The 18,783-nt window shown below is 70.1% G+C and carries 12 protein-coding genes; 3 read left to right on the top strand and 9 right to left on the bottom strand.

Features of this window, described 5'->3' with window-relative positions:
• The first annotated feature begins 6 nt into the window (after positions 1–6).
• Complete coding sequence (locus tag BM436_RS13720; RefSeq protein ID WP_093556093.1) at positions 7–1,224, top strand: MFS transporter; 1,218 nt, start codon at positions 7–9, stop codon at positions 1,222–1,224.
• Here the strand turns inward: BM436_RS13720 and BM436_RS13715 are convergent.
• Genes BM436_RS13715 through BM436_RS13690 form a run of 6 tightly spaced genes read right to left on the bottom strand, consistent with a single transcriptional unit; the run spans position 1,211 to position 9,480 of the window.
• A complete protein-coding gene (locus BM436_RS13715) occupies positions 1,211–1,978 on the bottom strand; it encodes an HpcH/HpaI aldolase family protein (protein ID WP_093556193.1) in 768 nt (255 codons plus the stop codon). The genes BM436_RS13720 and BM436_RS13715 overlap by 14 nt on opposite strands.
• Positions 1,965–3,185: a type III PLP-dependent enzyme gene (locus BM436_RS13710; protein ID WP_093556092.1), complete on the bottom strand. Its 1,221-nt coding sequence runs from the start codon at positions 3,183–3,185 to the stop codon at positions 1,965–1,967. Before BM436_RS13710 ends, BM436_RS13715 begins: the two co-directional genes overlap by 14 nt.
• Entirely contained in the window at positions 3,176–5,023 is a 1,848-nt protein-coding gene (locus tag BM436_RS13705; protein ID WP_093556091.1) for an IucA/IucC family protein, read from the bottom strand. The genes BM436_RS13710 and BM436_RS13705 overlap by 10 nt, the downstream gene beginning before the upstream one ends.
• Positions 5,010–6,296 carry an MFS transporter gene (locus BM436_RS13700; protein WP_093556090.1) on the bottom strand — a complete coding sequence of 429 codons (1,287 nt, stop codon included), beginning with the start codon at positions 6,294–6,296 and terminating at the stop codon, positions 5,010–5,012. The genes BM436_RS13705 and BM436_RS13700 overlap by 14 nt, the downstream gene beginning before the upstream one ends.
• Complete coding sequence (locus tag BM436_RS13695) at positions 6,293–8,257, bottom strand: IucA/IucC family protein (RefSeq protein ID WP_093556089.1); 1,965 nt, start codon at positions 8,255–8,257, stop codon at positions 6,293–6,295. The genes BM436_RS13700 and BM436_RS13695 overlap by 4 nt, the downstream gene beginning before the upstream one ends.
• Positions 8,258–8,271: 14 nt before the next feature.
• Complete coding sequence (locus BM436_RS13690; RefSeq protein WP_093556088.1) at positions 8,272–9,480, bottom strand: ATP-grasp domain-containing protein; 1,209 nt, start codon at positions 9,478–9,480, stop codon at positions 8,272–8,274.
• 263 nt (positions 9,481–9,743) lie between these two features.
• Between BM436_RS13690 and BM436_RS13685 the strand changes: the two genes are divergently transcribed.
• Positions 9,744–11,846 carry a TonB-dependent receptor gene (locus tag BM436_RS13685; protein ID WP_093556087.1) on the top strand — a complete coding sequence of 701 codons (2,103 nt, stop codon included), beginning with the start codon at positions 9,744–9,746 and terminating at the stop codon, positions 11,844–11,846.
• An 82-nt stretch (positions 11,847–11,928) separates the two neighbouring features.
• Positions 11,929–13,716, top strand: coding sequence for a thiamine pyrophosphate-requiring protein (locus BM436_RS13680; RefSeq protein ID WP_093556086.1), 1,788 nt, complete (start codon positions 11,929–11,931; stop codon positions 13,714–13,716).
• Here the strand turns inward: BM436_RS13680 and BM436_RS13675 are convergent, their stop codons facing one another.
• The 3 genes from BM436_RS13675 to BM436_RS13665 all read right to left on the bottom strand — a co-directional run bounded on the left by BM436_RS13675 (position 13,717) and on the right by BM436_RS13665 (position 18,650).
• Positions 13,717–14,853: an HAF repeat-containing protein gene (locus BM436_RS13675; RefSeq protein WP_229490255.1), complete on the bottom strand. Its 1,137-nt coding sequence runs from the start codon at positions 14,851–14,853 to the stop codon at positions 13,717–13,719.
• A 67-nt stretch (positions 14,854–14,920) separates the two neighbouring features.
• Entirely contained in the window at positions 14,921–16,414 is a 1,494-nt protein-coding gene (locus BM436_RS13670) for an AMP nucleosidase (protein WP_093556085.1), read from the bottom strand.
• A 70-nt stretch (positions 16,415–16,484) separates the two neighbouring features.
• A complete protein-coding gene (locus tag BM436_RS13665; protein ID WP_093556084.1) occupies positions 16,485–18,650 on the bottom strand; it encodes an ATP-binding protein in 2,166 nt (721 codons plus the stop codon).
• Positions 18,651–18,783 lie beyond the last annotated feature (133 nt).

The following is an 18,783-nucleotide window of genomic DNA, read 5'->3' as shown; positions in this document are numbered from 1 at the left end:
CAGCCCATGCGCCGCCCCAGGAAGACCATCGCCATCCTCGCCTGCACGCAGATCATGTCCTGGGGCGCGCTGTACTACGCGATCGCGATCCTGGCGCCGGAAATGGCGAAGGAGATGGGCTGGCGCGCCGAGGTGGCGGTGGGCGCGTTTTCATGGAGCCTGCTGGTGTCCGGCGTGGCCGCGGCGCCGATCGGCGCGCTGCTGGACCGCCACGGCGGCCGTTGGGTCATGGGCGCCGGGTCGCTGCTGTGCGGCGCGGGGCTGCTGGCCTTGAGCCGCGTGCACACCGTGCCCGCCTATTACGCCGTGTGGACGCTGCTCGGCCTGGCCATGGCGATGACCATGTACGAGGCGGCGTTCGCCACCATCAACCGCGAGTTCCGCCTTGGCGGCCGCCAGGCCATATCGACGCTGACCCTGTTCGGCGGCTTCGCCAGCACGGTGTCGTGGCCGCTGACGCAGTACCTGAACGGCATGGTCGGCTGGCGCGAGACGTGGCTGCTGTACGGCGTCGCTCACCTGCTGGTGTGCGTGCCGCTGCACCTGATGCTGCCCGGGAGCGCGGGCGGCGGCCCCGAATTCCGCGCGGCCCCGGCCGATGGCGGCGACAAAGCGGCGGCCGCGCCGGCGGGAGGCGAGGCAGCGCCGCGCGAACACACCCTGCGGGAGGCGGTCCGCCATCCGGCGTTCTGGAAGCTGGCTTTCGCCTTCTCCGCCAACAGCTTCATTTTCTCCGCCATGTCGGTGCATCTGATCCCCCTGTTGCGGCAGTACGGGCACGCGGCGGCGCTGGCCGTGTGGCTGGCCGCCCTGATCGGGCCGATGCAGGTGGCCGGACGCGTGGGCGAGATGACGCTGGGCCGCGGCGCGGCGCCGCAAACCATCGGCAAGATCACCTTCGGCGCCCTGCCCGCCGCCCTGCTCGCGCTGCTGCTGTTCGGCGCCCACGCCTGGGCGGCGGCGCTGTTCTGCGTGCTGTACGGCCTGAGCAACGGCATCCTCACCATCGTGCGCGGCACCATCCCGCAACTGCTGTTCGGACGCCGCAACTACGGCGCCATCTCCGGCGCGCTGGCCGGCCCGTCGCTGGTCGCGCGCGCGGCCGGCCCGCTGGCGGTGGCGGCGCTGGTGCAGGCGAACGCCCCCGCCACGCTGCTGCTCGTGCTGCTGGCGGCGGCCCTGCTGTCGCTCGGCTTCTACCTGCTGGCGGTCAGGACCGGATAGCGTCCTCCCGGTTCGCCTTGAGCGCGCGGAACGCCACGCCCCGGTCGTCTCCCAGCAGGAAGGCCCGCACACCCTGTTCGCGCCACGCGGCGTGCTGGCCGGGCGCGCGCGGTATGGCGCAGAACGGCACCCGGTGCTCCCGGCAGGCCTCCGCCACGCGGCCGAGCGCGCGCTGCACCAGGGCGTGCAGCGGCTGACCCGGCACGCCGTAGGACTGCGACAGGTCCACCGCGCCCTCCAGCACCATGTCCAGTCCCGGCACCGACAATATTTCGTCGATGTTGTCGACGCCTTCGCCATCCTCCACCATCGCCACCACCATGACCTCGCGGTTGGCCTGCTCCAGGTAGGCGGCCAACGGCATCGTGCCGAAGCCGGTGGTGCGCCCGCCGCTGATGCCGCGCGCACCCAGCGGGTGGTAGCGGCTGGCCGACACCGCCAGTTCGGCGTCGGCGCGGGAGCGCACGTGCGGCACCACCACGCCCATGGCGCCGCAATCGAGCGCGCGCAGAATGGCGCCGACGTCCGGCCCGGGCACGCGCACCAGCGCCGTCAATCCCGCGCCCTCCGCCGCCCGCACCATGTGCTCCAGCGTTTCAGGATTCAGGCACACGTGCTCCATGTCCAGCAGCACGAAGTCGTAGCCCGCGTAGCCGATCATCTCCACCATCAGCGCGGAGGGCATGGAATTGAGCAGGCCGTACACGGGCACGCCGTCGGCCAGCGCCTGCCTCAGGCGGTTAGTCCGCAGCATGGCCATCCTCCAGCGGCAGATACCATTGCGGCGGATGCGGGTGGCGCAGGAAGTCGTGGTGCGAGATGTGCCAGGCATACGCCCCCGCCAGGGGGAACACCAGCACGTCGCCGGCCCGCACGCGCTCCACGGGCGCGTCGTAGGCCAGCAGGTCCTTCGGCGTGCAAAGCTGGCCCACCACGCTGACCTCCGTGCGCCGCGCCTCCGGGCGCGGCCAGGCGTGCGGCCAGGCGTCCACCGGCAGCACGTGGAAGGGATGGCTGTGCCCTTGCGCGTACGGCGTGCGGAAGTGGTGGGAACCGCCGCGCCCCACCACGAAGGTCTTGCCGTAGCTGGTTTTGACGTCGATGACCTCCATCGCGTAGTAGCCGCAGGCGGCCGTCATGTAGCGACCCATCTCGAAGCGCAGGCGCACACCGGGCAGGCCTTCGGCGTCCAGCAGGCGGCACAGCCCCGCGCAAAAGCCGGCCCAGTCGAACTGCGCCGCCGGCTCGCGGTAGTTGACGCCGATGCCGCCGCCCACATTGACATGGCCGATCTCAAGCCGGTGTTGCGCGCACCATTGCGCCACCTGGCGCAGGTAGCTGGCCATCAGTCGCAGGTGCGCTTCCGCGTCCAGCTGGTGCGACATCAGGTGGAAGTGGAAGCCGCCCAGCTTGAGCCGCGGATAGTCGCGCAGCCGCGCCAAGCAGGCCGGCAGGTCGGCCGACGGGATGCCGAACGGCGTCGGCTTCCCGCCCATCATCAGCCGCGTTTCGGCCAGGCCGTCCAGCGCCAGATTCACGCGCAACAGCACCTGCTGCGTCTTGCCCAGGCGCTCCGCCAGCGCGGCGAGGCGGTCGATCTCGTGCGCGCTTTCCAGGTGCAGGGATTCGACACCCAGCTCCAGCGCCGCCCGCAATTCCGCATCCAGCTTGCCGGGGCCGCTGAAGATCACCGGCACATCGGGGAAATGCCCCCGCACCCACGCCAGCTCGCCGCCGGACGACACTTCGAAGCCGGCCACCAGCGGCGCCAGCGTTTGGAGGATGGGCAAGTCCGAATTGGCCTTGATGGCGTAAAACAGCTCGGCGCCCGCCGGCAGCGCGGACACGGTGCGCGCCGCGTGCCGGCGCAGCGCGGGCAAGTCGTACACGTAGGCGCACAGCGGTTCGCCCGCGCGCGCGGCGCGGATGCTGTCGAACACGGGATTCAGCCTCAATTCCATGCGCCCTCCGCGCCGATGGGATTGCCGACCGGGACGTAGGTGGTGGCGCGGTCGGCGCGCTTGAAGAAGCGGTTCAGCAGGTTGGTCTTGCCCGGCAGCGGGGCGCCATCGAGCAGCTCGCCGACGCGGACGGCGGACGCCTCGCCGCCGTGCAGCCGCTGGTAGCGTTGCAGGTGGCGCCCCACGATGGCCCACAGGCGCGCCTGCAGCGCCGCGTCGTCGCCCGCCAACTGGCCCACGGCTTCGCAGAAGTTGTTGACGAACAGGCAGTAGGCGATGCGCTTCCAGCCCAGTTCCGCGCTGTACCAAAGCGCCTGGCGCGCGGCCTCGCTCACGCCTCGCAGGCGCTGTTCGCTGTAATGCTCGCGGGTGAGCTTCACGCCCTCGAAGTCGCGCAGGAAGACCTGGCGCGGGCCGCCCTCGTCCACGCTCACCAGCACATTCTGCAGGTGCGGCTCGAACACCAGGCCATGGGCGAAGTAGCAATCCAGCACCGGGTACATCAGCAGTTCCACGTACTGCGAGAACCACTGTTCGGCGGTGGCCGCGTGGAGCATGCCGGTGTGGCCGCGCATGCGGTCCAGGGATTCGCGCAGCCGCTCGGCGCCGGGCAGGTGGTTGCCGAACAGCGCGCCGGCCAGCAGCGGCGTGGTGCCGGGGCGCGCCAAGCCGTCCCAATTGCGGCGCAATATCATGCCGAAGCCTTCGCTCACATCCTTGCCCGTGCCCAGGTCCACCGTCATGAAGGCCGGCTCCTCCAGCACTTCCAGGCCGGGGAAGCGTTGCCGCAGTTCCGGCATCAGTTCGCGCATGATGGCGCTGACCTGCAGCGCGCCCTCCAGTTCATAGTGCGCGTTCTTGCGCACGCAATTGGTGATGCGGATGTTCAGCGAGCACTTGTAGAAATAGGGGTTGCCGGGTTCGTACAGCGTGCGGATGGACGAGGTGGGGATGTAGTCGCGGCCCCGCGGGCCCAGGTCGCGCAGGCGGCCGTCTTCCAGCGCGGCGGCGACGGACGGCAGTTCCAGCAGGTGCCCGGCCTGCCACGGATGGACGGGGATCAGCGCATAGTCCTGACTTGGGGCCAGGCCGGCCGGCGCCTGGGCCGCCACGATCTCGTCGCAAGGCTGGTCCAGCAAGGATTGCTGGCGCAGGCAATCGCGCCGCACGGCGAAGTAATGCAGCGGGAAACGCGCGCCCGTCTCCGGCGAATAGCGCAACATGTCCTCGTGCGACACGCCCTGCCGGCTCTTGGGCGCGGGATGGAAGGGATGGCCGTACAACAGCGACTGCTCGCTCTCGATGAAGGCCAGCGCGGGGTAGGCGGAGAACGGCGCGGGACGGGCGTTTTCCAGCAGGGCCGCCGTGACGGTCACGCTGTCGCGCATCTGCCGCATCAACTCGTCGTTGTAGTCGGTGCCGGTCTGCAGCGCCAGTTCGCGCAGCAGCGCGCCGGCCAGTTCCTCGTTGTCCAGCAAGGCCCATGGCTGCGCCTCGGCCTTGCAATACAGCGGCGAGCGGTAGCTGTAATTGCCGGTCGGGGATGGCAGCGCGACCACGGCCAGCAGCCGGGCGCGGGTGCGCGGCAGCAGCACGTGCATGACGCTGCCGCCGCTGGCGCGCAGGGCCAGGCGCACGGACTGCGGCCAGTCGTTCTGGCCGAACAGCGGGCCCACGCTCAGATGCCCGGCGGGCCCCGCCACTTCGCGGCAATAGCAGTTGAGCAGCGTTTCGCTGGCGCGGCGGCGGGCTTCGTGCAGCGCCGCGACGGCGCGCGGGATGGCTTGCGGGTTTGCTTGCGTATTTGCTTGCCTGTTCAGGTGATTACTTGTTTGCATGTTGACTCCTGTTGTTCAGGTGGAGCTGGCTGGAGGCTATCCACGCGGTGAGGCCGGCGGCGGCCAGCATGGCCGCGCCGCCGATGACGAAGGGGGCGCGCAGCCCGGCGGCCTGCGCCAGCGCGCCGGCGGCCAGTCCGGCGGCGACCGCCCCCCATTTGGAACTGCTTTCGAACCAGCCGAAGGTGCGGCCGGCGTTGCCGCTGTGGACCTGGGCGGCGATCAGGCCGTGCAGGGCGAGGTAGGCCATGGTCATGCCCAGCCCCATCAGCAGGCGCCAGGCGGCCAGCAAGGGCCACGCCTCCGCGCCGCTCCAGGCCTGGCCGAACAGCGAGGCGGCCAGCAGCAGGCAGGCCAGGGCCAGCGTGGGCAGCAGGCTGTCCTTGCCCAGCCAGCGCGTGAGCGGCACCGCGCAGACCAGGTAGACCAGGTGCGGGAGGCCGAACAGCAGGCCCGCCGCCGCCGCGGTCAGCGCGCCGCCCTCGCGCAGGTAGGGCACGAAGTATGGGAAGGTCAGCACGGTGGCGAAGACGAAGAGCCATTGCAGGACGTAGACCTGGCGCGGGGTGGCTGCAGGGTCGCCGGACGCGGGCAGCGGCGCGGAACTTGGGTTCCCGCCTGCGCGCGAACGACGCGCCACGGGGGGCGCGCCGGCTTCCTGTTTCGAAGCCGGCGGCTGGTCCGGAGCGGGCAGGCGCCAGATGCACAGGGCGGCGACCAGGGGCAGCAACGCCAGCCAGCGGTATAGTTCCAGCGGCGAGGTCGCGCCGTCGACCAGCCAGCCCAGCGCGGCCGGCGCGGCCACCAGCGCGGCGCGGGCGGACCATTGCATCAGCGTGAGGCTGCGCGCCAGCGCGGGGCCGCTCACCACCGTGGCCAGGTAGGCGTTGGAGGCGGAGAAGGTGCCGCCCAGCAGCCCTTGCAGCACCAGCGCGGCCACAAAGGTCGGCACGTCGTTGGCGTAGCTGGCCAGCAGGAAGCTGGCCGCCAGGCCAAGCTGCGCGCGCAGCAGCAGCGGCTTCTTGCCGTAGCGGTCCGCCACCCTGCCCCACCACGGGCTGCTGAGGGCGGTGAAGAAGGTCGGCAGCACGTACAGCCAGCCCGCCAGGTAGGGCGCGCCGCCTTGCAGCGACTGATTCAGTATCAACGCGAAGAACGGCGGCATGCCCAGCGCGGCGAAAGCGGCGATGAAGTGGCAGCCCATGACGGTGGCCACCACGGCGCGGGGGGCGCCGCAGTCCGCCAGGCCGGGCCGGGTTTGCGATCCGGTCATGCCTGCCTCAGGAAGTTCGGCGCGCTGCGGCCGTAGAACTTGTTGACGTCCGCCGCGCCGGTCTCGCTCTTTTCGGCCAGCGTGGCCGCCACCAGCAGGCATTTCAAGTGCAGCCACTCGCTGTCCAGCAGCACGTGGCGGGCAAGCGCGGTGTCCTCCCCTTCGACGTCCAGCCTGGCCAGCACCGCGTCGACGCGGCGCCGCACCAGCGCGTACAGGGCGGCGGGCGGCCGGTCCAGCGCCACGGCGTAGCTTTCGGCCAGCACCGCGATGTTCAGCTGCAGCGTGATGGTGGTGAACATCTGCGCCAGCGGGAGTTCGTCGTTCACAGCGATGCGATCGTCCCGCAGTTCCGCCACGTGCGCCGCCAGCAGCGGCCAGCGCTGGCGCAGGCGGCCGGTATGGATGCGCGCCGCGTCGTTGTCCTTGAGGAGCAGGCGCAAAGGCCCGCCGCCACCCAGCACCAGCACGGAGTTCTGCTGGTTCGACTCCAGCGCCACACCGTAGCGCGTCCACAGCGTCAAGTGCAGGTTCAGCGTCAGGTCGAGGTAGTCGTCGAAGAAGGCCAGCAGGTCGCCGCCGTAGTGGCGGCGCGCCAGGTCTTGCGCGACGATGCCGCCGTGTGGGGCGTCGGCCGCCAGGGCGGCGATGGGAACCACGTCGCAGCCTTGCAGCGCCGCGTCCGGATAGCGGCGCAGTATGTAGCCCAGGAACATGCGGTGGTCGGCATGCGCGCCGCAGCGTTCATCGGTGAGCAGCAGGCGGCCGCCGATACCCGGTTCGTGGGCCGCGATGGCGCCCAGCAGGGTCTGGACCGCGTGGCCGTCCCGTATGGTGCTGGGCTTGATGGTGCGGATGTTGCGCGCGCCCAGCGTGCGGATGGTGAGCGGGACCTTGACGTGCCACTCGGGCGCATCCAGCAGCACCACTGTGCGCACCGACAGCGTGGGCGCGACGCGCAGCCAGGGGCGCGGCGCGGGGATGGCGGCTTGCGCGAGCTTGGCGTCCTCCAGCATGGCTTGCAGCTGGGCGCCCCACATGAAGGGATGGACCGGCAGCAGCGCGTGGCTGTCCGCCAACGCTGGATCGAGGCCGACGTCGGCGAAGGATGGCCACAAGGCGGGCCAATGACGCGCGTCGGCGCTGGGATGGTGGATGTCCCGCGGCAGCGCCAGCCAGCGCAGCTGGAACTCGCGCTGGCATTCGGGGCCGTATGCGGCGAGGCTATGCTCGTCGAAGCCCAGCTTGGCGCGGGCGGTCGGGTATAGGGGATGGTCGTGGAAGGCCGCCACGCGGTCGTGGTACAGCAGCGATGCTTGCCAGTCGACGGCCGGCGCGCCGCCGGCCGCCGCCAGCGCGACACTGCGCGGCGCGCTGGCCCCACGCAGCTCCGCGAACCAGCGCTCGCGTTCGGACTCGCTATGGACCCGGTGGCCGACGGCGGCGTCGCACTCCTCGCCGAAGGCACGGAACAAGGCGGCGGCCTGCGGCGGCAGGCCGCGAGCGTAGCAGGCCAGGACGCCGGCCAGGTCGTTCAGCGCCACCGGCTCAGCGCCGTGCTCCCGCCAAAGCAGCGGCAGGCCGGCGCTGCGCCAAACCTGCATGAAACGCGCGGGCAGCACAGGTATCCACAGCATGCCGCCCTCGAAATGGCCGACGCGCAGCCAACGCCGGGCCACGCGGGCATGCGCGGCGGCGCCGGGTGGCGGCGCCTCGGACAACTCCAGCGCGGCAACGCCGGTTGGCGCGGCGCTGAACGCCTCCAGCGCGGCGGCGCCGGTTGGCGCGGCGCTGAACGCCTCCAGCGCGGCGGCGCCGGGCGGCAAGGCTTCGGACGCCACCAGCGTGGCGCCGCTGACGCAGCCGCGCACGTCTTCGCGCAGCAGCGCGTCGAGCACGCGCTGGCGGATGTATTGAACGTGCCGCGGATCGCCGGCATCGGCGTCGGGCGCCGCCTTCATTCCCAATCCGCCCCTCACGCCGCGATCTCCCAGTTCAAGGTGTTGCTGACGCGGTCCATCGCCAGACCCAGGCGCCGCGCGTCCGGCCCTATGCCGCGCAGCACGCCCAGGTAGTCCTTGTTGGAGTTGCTGAGACTGATGCTGTCGCCCGCCGCGCGCAGCGGCTGGTAGTGCAGTTGCATGCCGTCGCCCTGGTCGGCGAAGGCGGCGGGCGGCGTGGACAGCCTGCCCTCGCTCCGCGCCGTGAAGTAGCGGATCTGCGCGGCGTTCGGCGCGAGCCGCAGGTCGGGCAAGGGCTCGCCCAGGTACAGCCGCAGCACGATCTCGAACAGCGGGATCGCCAACGTCTCCTGCAGCAGGAACTCGCGATAGTCGCCGATGTTGCGGTAGTTGATCTCGATGAGCCGCGGCCCGCTTTCGCTCATCACGAATTCGGTGTGGCAGGCCCCGAAGCCCACGCCGAAACGCCGTACCAGGTCCAGCACCCTGGCCTGCTGCCGCTCGTCGAGCCCCGTGCCCCAGCGCGCTTCCAGTTCCACGAAGAACGGCGGCGGCGACAGCGTCACCTGGAAGCCGCCCAGCACGCAAACGCGCTCGCCGTCGCCCAGCGTCTCCAGCGTGTAGAGGGGCCCGTCGATGTACTCCTCCAGCAGCAAGGGCAGCCCGGGCTGGGACTCCCACACGGCCGCGCACTGCGCCGCCAGTTCGTCGCGGTTCGCCGCCAGCGTCACCTGCTGGCTGGCCACGCCCTCGCGCGGCTTGACGATGCAGGGGAGCGGCGCCTCTTCCGCCAGCCGCGCCAGGTCCGCGGGCCCGCACGCGAGGCCGTACCACAGCGGGTCCAGTCCCTGCAGCTTCAGGTGGCTGCGCATTTCGGCCTTGTTCTTGGCGCGGTAGGTCACGCGCCAATCCTTGTGCGGCAGGTCGAAATAGCTGGCCACCAGCGCGGTACTGGCCTGCAGGTGGTCGCTGTTGGAGAACACGGCGGCCGGCGTCTGCGCGCGGCAGGTCAGCGCGCCGATCACGGCCAAGGGGTTGAACACGTCGCAGGCGACGATTTCGGCCGGATAGGCGGCCAGCCCGGGCTGGCTGTAGTGGGCGCGGTGGGCGTCGGCATGGTCGGTCAGCAGCACCACGGACAGGCCGAGCGCTTGCGCCGCGGGCAGGAAACCGAGGTTGACGGTGTCGGTCGGCACGTGGGCCAGGATGATCAGTTCTTGCATGGAATTCCCTAGAGGTTGGTTGCTTGCTGGCTTCCAGGGAGGGGGCTGGCTGATGGGTGGCGGGCGCGGCATGGCGAAATCATCAATATGGATGATTTGCTATGCCAGCGACGAAGCCATCATAAGGTTAATGAGAATCATTTGCAATAACTATTTTCCCGGTTGTGCGTCCGCGGCAAAGCCTTCATAATTAGCAATCATTCTCATTTAGCCAGCCACGCGTCGTCCGGATGCCAGCCAGCCCTCACCCTCCTGGACTCCGCATGAAACTGAAAAAACTGCCGCTGGCCCTGGCGCTGGCCCTGACCGTCCCCGCCCCGGCCCTTTACGCACAGAGCACCGCGCAGGCCGACGCCAGCCTGCCGATGGTGACCGTCAGCGCCAACGGCGACGCCGGCTACAATCCCCCCACCGCCACCGGCGCGACCAAGATCGAGGCGCCGCTGCGCGACATCCCGCAAACCGTGAACGTGATCCCGCAGGCGCTGCTGCGCGACCAGGACACGCTGTCCCTGCAGGACGCGCTGAAGGCCGTGCCGGGCGTGGGCATGTCCACCGGCGACGGCCAGCGCGACCAAGTCACCATCCGCGGTTTCTCCGCCATCGCCGACCAGTTCATCGACGGCCTGCGCGACGACGCGCTGTATTACCGCGACCTGTCCAACATCGAGCAGATCGAGGTCATCAAGGGACCGGCCTCGGTGCTGTACGGGCGCGGCTCGTCCGGCGGCATGATCAACCGCGTGACGAAGAAGCCCGGCGCGGACGTGAGCGAAGTGACGCTGCGGGCCGGCAGTTGGGGCCAGAAACGCGGCGAGTTCGACCTGGCGCGCAGGCACGCCGACAGCGGCGTCGCCTGGCGCGTGACCGGCGCCGTGGAGGACGCGGACAGCTACCGCGACCAGCAATTCCTGGAGCGCGAGGCGCTGGCGCCGTCGGTGCAGTTCAAGCTGGGCGCGAACACCAGCCTGCTGCTGCAGGCCGAGTACCTGCACGACAAGCGCCTGACCGACTTCGGCCTGCCCTCCTACCAGGGCAGGCCGGTGGACGTGGCGCCGTCCACCTATTACGGCGCGGCCAACGCCAGGGACTTCGACTTCAGCGAGGCGCGCGTGAAGGCGCTGGGCTTCACGCTGGAGCACCGCTTCAACGACAAGCTCTCGCTGCGCAACGCCTTCCGCCACTACGACTACAAACTGGACCGCAACAACACGCTGGTGGGCTCCGTGAACGAGGCCGCGCAAACCGTGTCGCTCACGCGCGGCAACGTGCTGCGCAACGAGGACTGCTGGTTCAATCAGACCGAATTGACGCAGAACCTGGACCTGGCCGGCATGCGCCACCAGCTGCTGTATGGCCTGGAATTCGGCGCGCAGGACAAGGACCAGGTGGTGCGCTCGCAGGCCAACGCCGCCACCGTGTCGCTGTTCAACCCGATCGCGCCGGTGGTGCCGTTCACGGCGGCCGGCAACCCCACCGCCAACAACCTGGGCGTGTTCACCGTGGCCAGCGCCTATGTGCAGGACCTGGTGACGCTGGCGGCGAACTGGAAGGCGCTGGCGGGCGTGCGCTACGACCACTTCGAGCAGGAGAACCGGGAGCGCCGCGCCGGCCAGTCCAGCCTCACCCGCACCGACGTGGCCTGGAGTCCGCGCGCCGGCCTGGTGTACCAGCCGACGGCGGAGCAGTCCTATTACGCCTCGTTCAGCCGCTCCTTCCAGCCTTCCGGCGAGACCTTCACGCTGGCGGCCAGCAACGCCGACCTGGCGCCGGAAGTCACGAAGAACAAGGAGGTGGGCGCCAAGTTCGATCTGCTGGGCGGCAAGGCCGCGGCGGGCGTGTCGCTGTTCCGCCTGGAGCGGACCAATATGAAGGCCACCGATCCGGCCACCTCGCGCGTGATCTCCATGGGCACCCAGCGCACCGACGGCCTGGAACTGACCTTCACCGGCGACCTGGGACAGGGCTGGAAGGCGTGGTCCGGCTACTCGTGGCTGGACGGCCGCATGGTGGCCTCCATCGCCAGGGACGACGGCCAGGCGGTGCAGGGCAAGCGCCCCACCCTCACGCCCGAGCACAGCGCGAACGCCTGGCTGAGCAAGGAATTGACCGCCAACGTGGGCGTGGGCGCCGGCGTCAATTACGTGGGCGACCGGTTCGCCAATCCGGGCAACACGGTGACGCTGGCGGGCTACACGACGGCGGACGCGATGGTCTATTACAGGACCAAATCGCTGGACCTGCAGCTCAACGTGCTGAACCTGTTCGACCGCGGCTACATCGTGTCCGGCCACGGCAGCAGCAAGCATTTGATGCTGCCCGGCGCGCCGCGCGCCTTCCGCGTGACCGCGCGCTACCGCTTCTGACGACTTGCCGCGCAGATAGCGTGCGCCGCCCCCGCCGCAGCCTCACTAAGATGGGGCCACTTCAATCGACGGGAGGCGGGGCATGGCTACCACCGTGGGGGATTTCCTGCTGCAGCGCCTGGCCGAATGGGGCGTGCGGCGGGTGTTCGGCTATCCGGGCGACGGCATCAACGGCATCGTCGGCGCCTTCGGGCGGCAGGACCAGATCGAGTTCGTCCAGCCGCGCCACGAGGAGATGGCCGCCTTCATGGCCACCGCCCACGCCAAGTTCACCGGCGAGACCGGCGTCTGCCTGGCCACTTCGGGGCCCGGCGCCATCCACCTGCTGAACGGCCTGTATGACGCCAAGCTGGACCACCAGCCGGTGGTGGCCATCGTCGGCCAGCAGCAGCGCATGGCCATGGGCGGCGACTACCAGCAGGAGGTGGACCTGCTGTCGCTGTTCAAGGACGTGGCGCACGAATACGTGCACATGGCGACCGACGCGGCCCAGGTGCGCCACCTGATAGACCGCGCGATGCGCATCGCGCGCGAGCAGCGCACCGTCACCTGCATCATCTTCCCCAACGACGTGCAAGACCTGCCCGCCGTGCCCAAGCCGCCGCGCGAGCATGGCAGCGTGCACTCGGGCATAGGCGCGCTGCACCGCAGCCTGGAGCCGCCGCTGGAGGCGCTCCGGCAGGCCGCCGACATCCTCAACAGCGGCAAGAAGGTGGCGATCCTGGCCGGCGCCGGCGCGCTGGCCGCGACCGACGAGCTGATCTCCGTGGCCGAGATCCTGGGCGCGGGCATCGCCAAGGCGCTGCTGGGCAAGGCAGCCGTGCCGGACGACCTGCCCTACGTGACCGGTTCCATCGGCCTGCTGGGCACGAAACCCAGCCACGACATGATGAACGGCTGCGACACGCTGCTGATGGTGGGTTCGTCCTTCCCCTACGCCGAATACCTGCCGAAGGAGGGCCAGGCGCGCGGCGTGCAGATCGACATCGACGCCCGCCTCACCAGCCTGCGCTATCCGATGGAGTGCAGCCTGGTGGGCGACGCCCGCGCCACCCTGCGCGCGCTGATCCCGCTGCTGGAACGCAAACAGGAGCGCGGCTGGCAGCAACAGATCGAGGAAAACACGCAGCGCTGGTGGCAGGTGCTGGAGGCGCGCGCGATGAACGAGGCCGATCCGGTCAATCCGCAGCGGGTGTTCTGGGAACTGTCGTCGCGGCTGCCGGACAAGAGCATCATCACCTGCGACTCCGGCTCGTCGGCCAACTGGTACGCGCGCGACGTGAAGCTCAGGCGCGGCATGATGGCCAGTCTGTCCGGCGGGCTGGCCACCATGGGACCGGCCGTGCCCTACGCGATCGCGGCCAAGTTCGCGTGGCCGGACCGGCCCGTGATCGCGCTGGCGGGCGACGGCGCGATGCAGATGAACGGCATCAACGGCCTGATCACCGTGGCGCGGCTGTGGCCCCAGTGGCGCGACCCGCGCCTGGTGGTGATGGTGCTGAACAACGGCGACCTCAATCTGGTGACCTGGGAGGCGCGCGCCATGGGCGGCGACCCGCGCTACGCGCCGTCGCAGGGCCTGCCCGACTTTCCCTACGCCGCCTACGGCGAGCTACTGGGCTTGAAGGGCATACGCGTGTCGCGGCCCGAGGACGTGGGGCCGGCCTGGGACGCCGCGCTGGCGGCGGACCGGCCCTGCGTGCTGGAGATGGTGACCGACCCGAACGTGCCGCCGCTGCCGCCGGACGTGTCGCTGAAGCAGGCCGGCGCCTATGTCTCGGCGCTGCTGAAGGGCGATCCGGATTCGATCGCCATCGTCAAGGCCACCATCAAGGAGACCTGGGATTCCTGGTTCCCGCCCGCGCGGTGATCAGCGCACGAAGTTGTGCGAGACGACGCGCACGGAACCGCTGGGGAACATGGACGCGCTGGCGCGGCGCTGCATCTTCACCAGCATGAAGCCGGCCGCCGCCAGCAGCACGGCGCGCACGGCCCAGTCCCACGGGCTGGTTTCCTTCACCGGCGCCACCTCGTCCACGCCGAAGGCCTGCAGCCGCTGGCCGGAGAACTTGGCGCCCACCACCAGGCCGCTGTCGTTGATCTTGTTGGTCAGGTACAGGCCCGCCTCGCGCGGGTGGACCGAGATCTTGCCCTCGCGGTAGACGAAGGTCAGCGGCGCGAAGCCCTGCGCCGTCACCGAGCCGACCACGTGCCCGGCGGCGTTGATGCCGGTGGCGTAGGTGTTGGTGCCGTGACCGATCTTGGCGCCCAGGTCGATCATGGTCTTGCCGTCGTAGACGAAGGCGTGCATGCGGCGGTCGGCCGTCTCGGCGGTGCCGGCGATGACGCCGGCGTCGTTGATGGCGGCCGCCGAACTCACGCGCCCGCCCAGCGACGGCAGTTCCACGATGCCCTCGCCCGGCTGGTACAGGAAGGCGCGGCGGTAGCCTTGCGCGTTCTGCGCGGTGCCCACCACCTGGCCGGAGTTGTTGATGCTGGTGGCGTAGCTGGTCTTGCCGCCCAGCGTGCCCAGGTCCCGCATTTGCGCGCCGTCGAACACCATGGCGTGGAAGTCGCCGTTCGCCACGTCGGCGTGGCCGGCCACCTGGCCCAGCTGGTTGATCGCCAGTCCGTGGCTGCTGTTGCCGCCCAGTGTGTCCAGGCCGCGCATGCCCTGGCCGGGCGTGTAGATGAAGGCGCGCCAGCGGCCCTCGGCGTTCTGCGCGGAGCCCGTCACCACGCCGGAGGCGTTGATGGCGGTGGTGTAGCTGTCCGAACCGCCCAGCGTTCCCAGTTCGGTCACCCTTCCCTGCGCGTACATCACGGCGCGGCGGCGGCCATCGGCGTCCTCGATCACGCCGGCCACCTGGCCCACGCGGTTCGCGTCCACCGCCACGCTGCTCTCCCCGGGCCGCTCGCCGAAGCCCGGTTCGGCCTCCCTGTCGGGGGCCGCGCCGGCCTCGAGGGTCATGGTGAGCAGGGCCAGCGCCAGGGCGGTGTATTTCATGGACGTCTCCATTGGATTAGTCCGGGAAATATACCGCGTTGCCCAGCCGATAACAAGCGCCGCGGGCTTACTGGAAGGCCACCTCCGCGAAGCTGCGCAGCTTGCGGCTGTGCAGCTTGTCCACCCCCAGCTCGCGCAGCAGTTCCACCGCGCGGATGCCGATGCGCAGGTGCTGGTCGACGCGGTCGCGGTAGAACTGGTTGGCCATGCCGGGCAGCTTGATCTCGCCGTGCATCGGCTTGTCGCTCACGCACAGCAAGGTCCCGTAGGGCACGCGGAAGCGGAAGCCGTTGGCGGCGATGGTGGCGCTTTCCATGTCCAGCGCCACGGCGCGGCTCTGGCTGAAGCGGCGCTCCGGCGTGCGCTGGGGCAGCAGCTCCCAGTTGCGGTTGTCGGTGCTGGCCACGGTGCCGGTGCGCATCACCTGCTTGAGGTCGTGGCCGGTGAGCTGCGTGACCTCGGCCACGGCTGCCTCGATGGCCACCTGCACCTCGGCCAGCGGCGGGATCGGCACCCACAGCGGCAGGTCCTCGTCGAGCACGTGGTCCTCCCGCACGTAGCCGTGGGCCAGCACATAGTCGCCCAGTTGCTGGGTGTTGCGCAGGCCGGCGCAGTGGCCCAGCATCAGCCAGGCGTGCGGCCGCAGCACGGCGATGTGGTCGGTGATGGTCTTGGCGTTGGCCGGGCCGACGCCGATGTTGACCATGCTGATGCCGCTGCCGTCCTTGCGTATCAGGTGGTAGCCGGGCATCTGCGGCAGCCGCGGCGGCGCGGCGCCCAGCAGGTCGGACGGTTCGGCCGGCACGCCGGCGCGGCGCGTGACGATGTTGCCCGGCTCGACGAAGGCGATGTACTCGGCGCCGGCGCCCCCCTCGAGCGGCGCGCGCATGATCTCGTGGCCCAGGCGCACGAATTCGTCGATGTAGAACTGGTAGTTCGTGAACAGCACGAACTTCTGGAAGTGGCTGGGCGAGGTACCGGTGTAATGGCGCAGGCGCTGCAGCGAATAGTCCACCCGCGGCGCGGTGAACAGCGACAGCGGCTGCGCCTCGCCCAGCGGCGCCTCGTAGGTGCCGTTGGCGATGCCGTCGTCCATGGCCGCCAGGTTGGGCAGGTCGAACACGTCGCGCATCAGCATGCGCCGGTCCGGCGGCATGTTGCCCTCGATGTGATCGTGCTCGGCGAACGAGAAATGGATGGGGATGGGCTGGGAGCTCATGCCCACCTCCAGCTGCTGGCCATGGTTTTTCAGCAGCAGGCGGAATTGCTCAAGGTAGTAGCGGGCGAACAGGTCGGGCCGGGTCAGCGTGGTTTCGTAGGTGCCTGGGCCGGCCACGAAACCGTAGGACAGGCGCGAGTCGGCGCGGGCCACGGTGTCCGTGTGCACGCGCACGAAGGGATAGCAGGCGCGCACGTGCTCGGGCGGGTTTTCGCCGTCGACAAAGCGCTGCAGCGATTCGCGCAAATGCCGTATGCTGCCGTCATACAGCGCCTGGACCTGTGCCAGCGCGGCGGCGGGATCATCGAAACTCACGGGGGCGATGAACGGACGGGTATGCACGATAGACTCCTTCACAAAGAAAGCACGCTTCCATTGTATAGGGCTATTCGCTGCAGTGCAGCAATTTTGCTCAGGCGTCGTCGGCGGGCCCGGCCAGGGGCAGGCGCACGGCGAATTCGCTGCCGCCACCCTGCCCCGCGCTGTGGGCCGCCACCTCGCCGCCGTGCAGGCTGACGATGTACTGCACCAGCGCCAGGCCGACGCCCAGGCCGCCCTCGGCCCGGTCGATGCCGCGCTTGCCCTGGAAGAACAGGTCGAAGATCCTGGGCAGGATGTCGGCCGGGATGCCGACGCCATTGTCCTCGACGCACACGCGCACGTGTTCCGGCCCGTCGCTCCGGGCGACCAGGCGCACGCGCCCGCCGGGCGGCGTGTAGCGCGCGGCGTTGGTCAGCAGGTTGGAGAAGGCCTGGGCCAGGCGCACCGCGTCGCCGCGCAGCGAAATTCCCGGCTCGACCTCGAGGCTGAACTGGTGGCAGCGCTGCCCGAGCAGGGGCCGCACCATCTCGGCGGCCTTGCCTAGCATGTCGTCCAGCGCGATGTGTTCGATGTGCAGTTCGATGCGGCCGCTGTTGACGCGCGAGATGTCGAGCAGGTCGTCGACCAGGCGCACCAGGTGGGACAGCTGGCGGCGGATGACCTCCTGCTCCCGCTGCGTGCGGCCGTCGCCCTTGATGCGCATCAGCTCGACCGCCGACACGATGGGCGACAGCGGATTGCGCAGCTCGTGGCCCAGCATGGCCAGGAACTCGTCCTTGGCGCGGCCGCTGGCGGTCAGCTCCGCCAGCACCGCCTCGCGCGCGGCCTGCGCGTTCTCCAGGCTGAGGCGCAGGCGCACATGCTCGCCCACGTCCACCAGCACCAGGATCACGCCCTGCACCTGGCCGTCGGCGCCGGTCAGCGGCTGCAGGCCCACCTGGAAGAAGCGCTCCTCCAGCCCCTCGCCGTTGTCGATGGGCAGGCGGGCCTCCTCGGCCGCGTAGGGTTCACCCGTTTCCAGCACGCGCCGCAGCTGCGCGTCCAGCTCCGTGCCGGCGAGTTCGGGGAAGGCATGCTGGAAGGTGCTGCCCTCCAGCGGCCCGCGGTGGGTCATGTCGCAAAAGCGCTGGTTGGCCAGATAGAAGGCGAACTCCGGCCCCAGCACCAGCGCCGCGCCCACCGGGGCGTGCGTCAGCATGCGGTCGCGCTGTGTCAGCGCCTCGTCGCGCTGGTAACGCTCGCTGGCGTCGCGCGTGAAGCAGCGCGTGTAGCGCAGTTCGCCGTCCTCGAAGCAGCCGTTGGTACTGATGAGCACATGGCGGATGCCGCCGTCCTGGCGGCGCAGGCGCGCCGGCACGTCGTTCAGCGTTTCCCCCATTTTCAGGCGCGCCAGGATGTCGTCGATGACGGCGCGGTCGGCGTGGAAATCGGTGATCGGGCGGCCGATATAGTGTTCCCACCGGTAGCCCAGCAACTTCAGTTCGGCGTTGTTGGCCCAGAGGATGGTGCCGTCGGCGTCCACCCGGTGGATACCCTCGGCGGCGTTGTCGAGGAACTCAGCCAGTTCGCGTTCGCGCTCGGCCAGCGCCAGCTCGGCGGCGCGGCGGCGGGCGATTTCCGACTGCAGCGCGATGGCCTGCTGCTCGAGTTCGAGGATACGGCGCGCAGGATCGGCCGCCGGCTCCGCCGCGTGCGCGTGGCAGGGGCCGGCGTGGTCGTGGGCCGAGCACACCTTGCCGAACGCGGCGGAATGCTCGGCGGTGCGGAACAGCTTCCACGGGTAGGCGCAGAACAGCGCGAAGCGCGCCTCCTTCGCCAGGTCGTTCCACAGTTCCTCCAGCCTCAGCGCGGCCTCGTACCTGCCCTGCGCGCACAGCACCGCCACCATTTCGCCGAAGGCGTGCACCGCGCCGCCGGAGGCCGCCGCGGCGCGCACCAGGCGGCCCACCGTCTGCTCGAAACGGGTGGCGTCGGGCCAGCCCTCGATCATGAATTGCGACAGCGTCTCGTCCGCGTCCAGGCATTCCAGGCGCCCGGTGTGCCGGCTCGTTCCCTTGGGCGCGCCGAATCCGGCCAGGCGGCGTTCCAGCTCGGCCCGGTGCTCGGCCGTGGCGATGACGATGCCGGTGCCGCCGCAACGCAAGCCGTCGTCGATGAAGGAGGCGACCTCGTCCAGCAAGCTCGCGTCCTCGTGGTAGAACCGAACAAAATGGGAAGGCTCCGCGCCGGGCGGCGCAGCCGGAAGGATCGATGTCATGACGCACTCTTAACGATGGTGCGCCCATTGTACGGGACACCCCCGGCCATCGCCGCGCAATTGAAGGGATGCGATGAAGGGCTGCGATCGAGGGCGTCGAAGCGGTCCGCGCGACCGGCGAACCGTCCAGGAC

The organism is Pseudoduganella namucuonensis (genome assembly GCF_900116645.1).
In the GTDB taxonomy this organism is placed as follows: domain Bacteria; phylum Pseudomonadota; class Gammaproteobacteria; order Burkholderiales; family Burkholderiaceae_D; genus Rugamonas; species Rugamonas namucuonensis.
Note: the sequence above shows the minus strand (reverse complement) of the source record. Positions and strands in the feature narration are given on the sequence as shown.

Excerpts from the sequence above, each read along its gene's own strand:
- BM436_RS13665 (WP_093556084.1), bottom strand. The coding sequence starts at position 18,650 with ATGACATCGATCCTTCCGGCTGCGCCGCCCGGCGCGGAGCCTTCCCAT.
- BM436_RS13685 (WP_093556087.1), top strand. The coding sequence starts at position 9,744 with ATGAAACTGAAAAAACTGCCGCTGGCCCTGGCGCTGGCCCTGACCGTC.
- BM436_RS13720 (WP_093556093.1), top strand. The coding sequence starts at position 7 with ATGCGCCGCCCCAGGAAGACCATCGCCATCCTCGCCTGCACGCAGATC.
- BM436_RS13715 (WP_093556193.1), bottom strand. The coding sequence starts at position 1,978 with ATGCTGCGGACTAACCGCCTGAGGCAGGCGCTGGCCGACGGCGTGCCC.
- BM436_RS13675 (WP_229490255.1), bottom strand. The coding sequence starts at position 14,853 with ATGAAATACACCGCCCTGGCGCTGGCCCTGCTCACCATGACCCTCGAG.
- BM436_RS13705 (WP_093556091.1), bottom strand. The coding sequence starts at position 5,023 with ATGCAAACAAGTAATCACCTGAACAGGCAAGCAAATACGCAAGCAAAC.
- BM436_RS13695 (WP_093556089.1), bottom strand. The coding sequence starts at position 8,257 with ATGAAGGCGGCGCCCGACGCCGATGCCGGCGATCCGCGGCACGTTCAA.
- BM436_RS13710 (WP_093556092.1), bottom strand. The coding sequence starts at position 3,185 with ATGGAATTGAGGCTGAATCCCGTGTTCGACAGCATCCGCGCCGCGCGC.
- BM436_RS13690 (WP_093556088.1), bottom strand. The coding sequence starts at position 9,480 with ATGCAAGAACTGATCATCCTGGCCCACGTGCCGACCGACACCGTCAAC.
- BM436_RS13680 (WP_093556086.1), top strand. The coding sequence starts at position 11,929 with ATGGCTACCACCGTGGGGGATTTCCTGCTGCAGCGCCTGGCCGAATGG.
- BM436_RS13700 (WP_093556090.1), bottom strand. The coding sequence starts at position 6,296 with ATGACCGGATCGCAAACCCGGCCCGGCCTGGCGGACTGCGGCGCCCCC.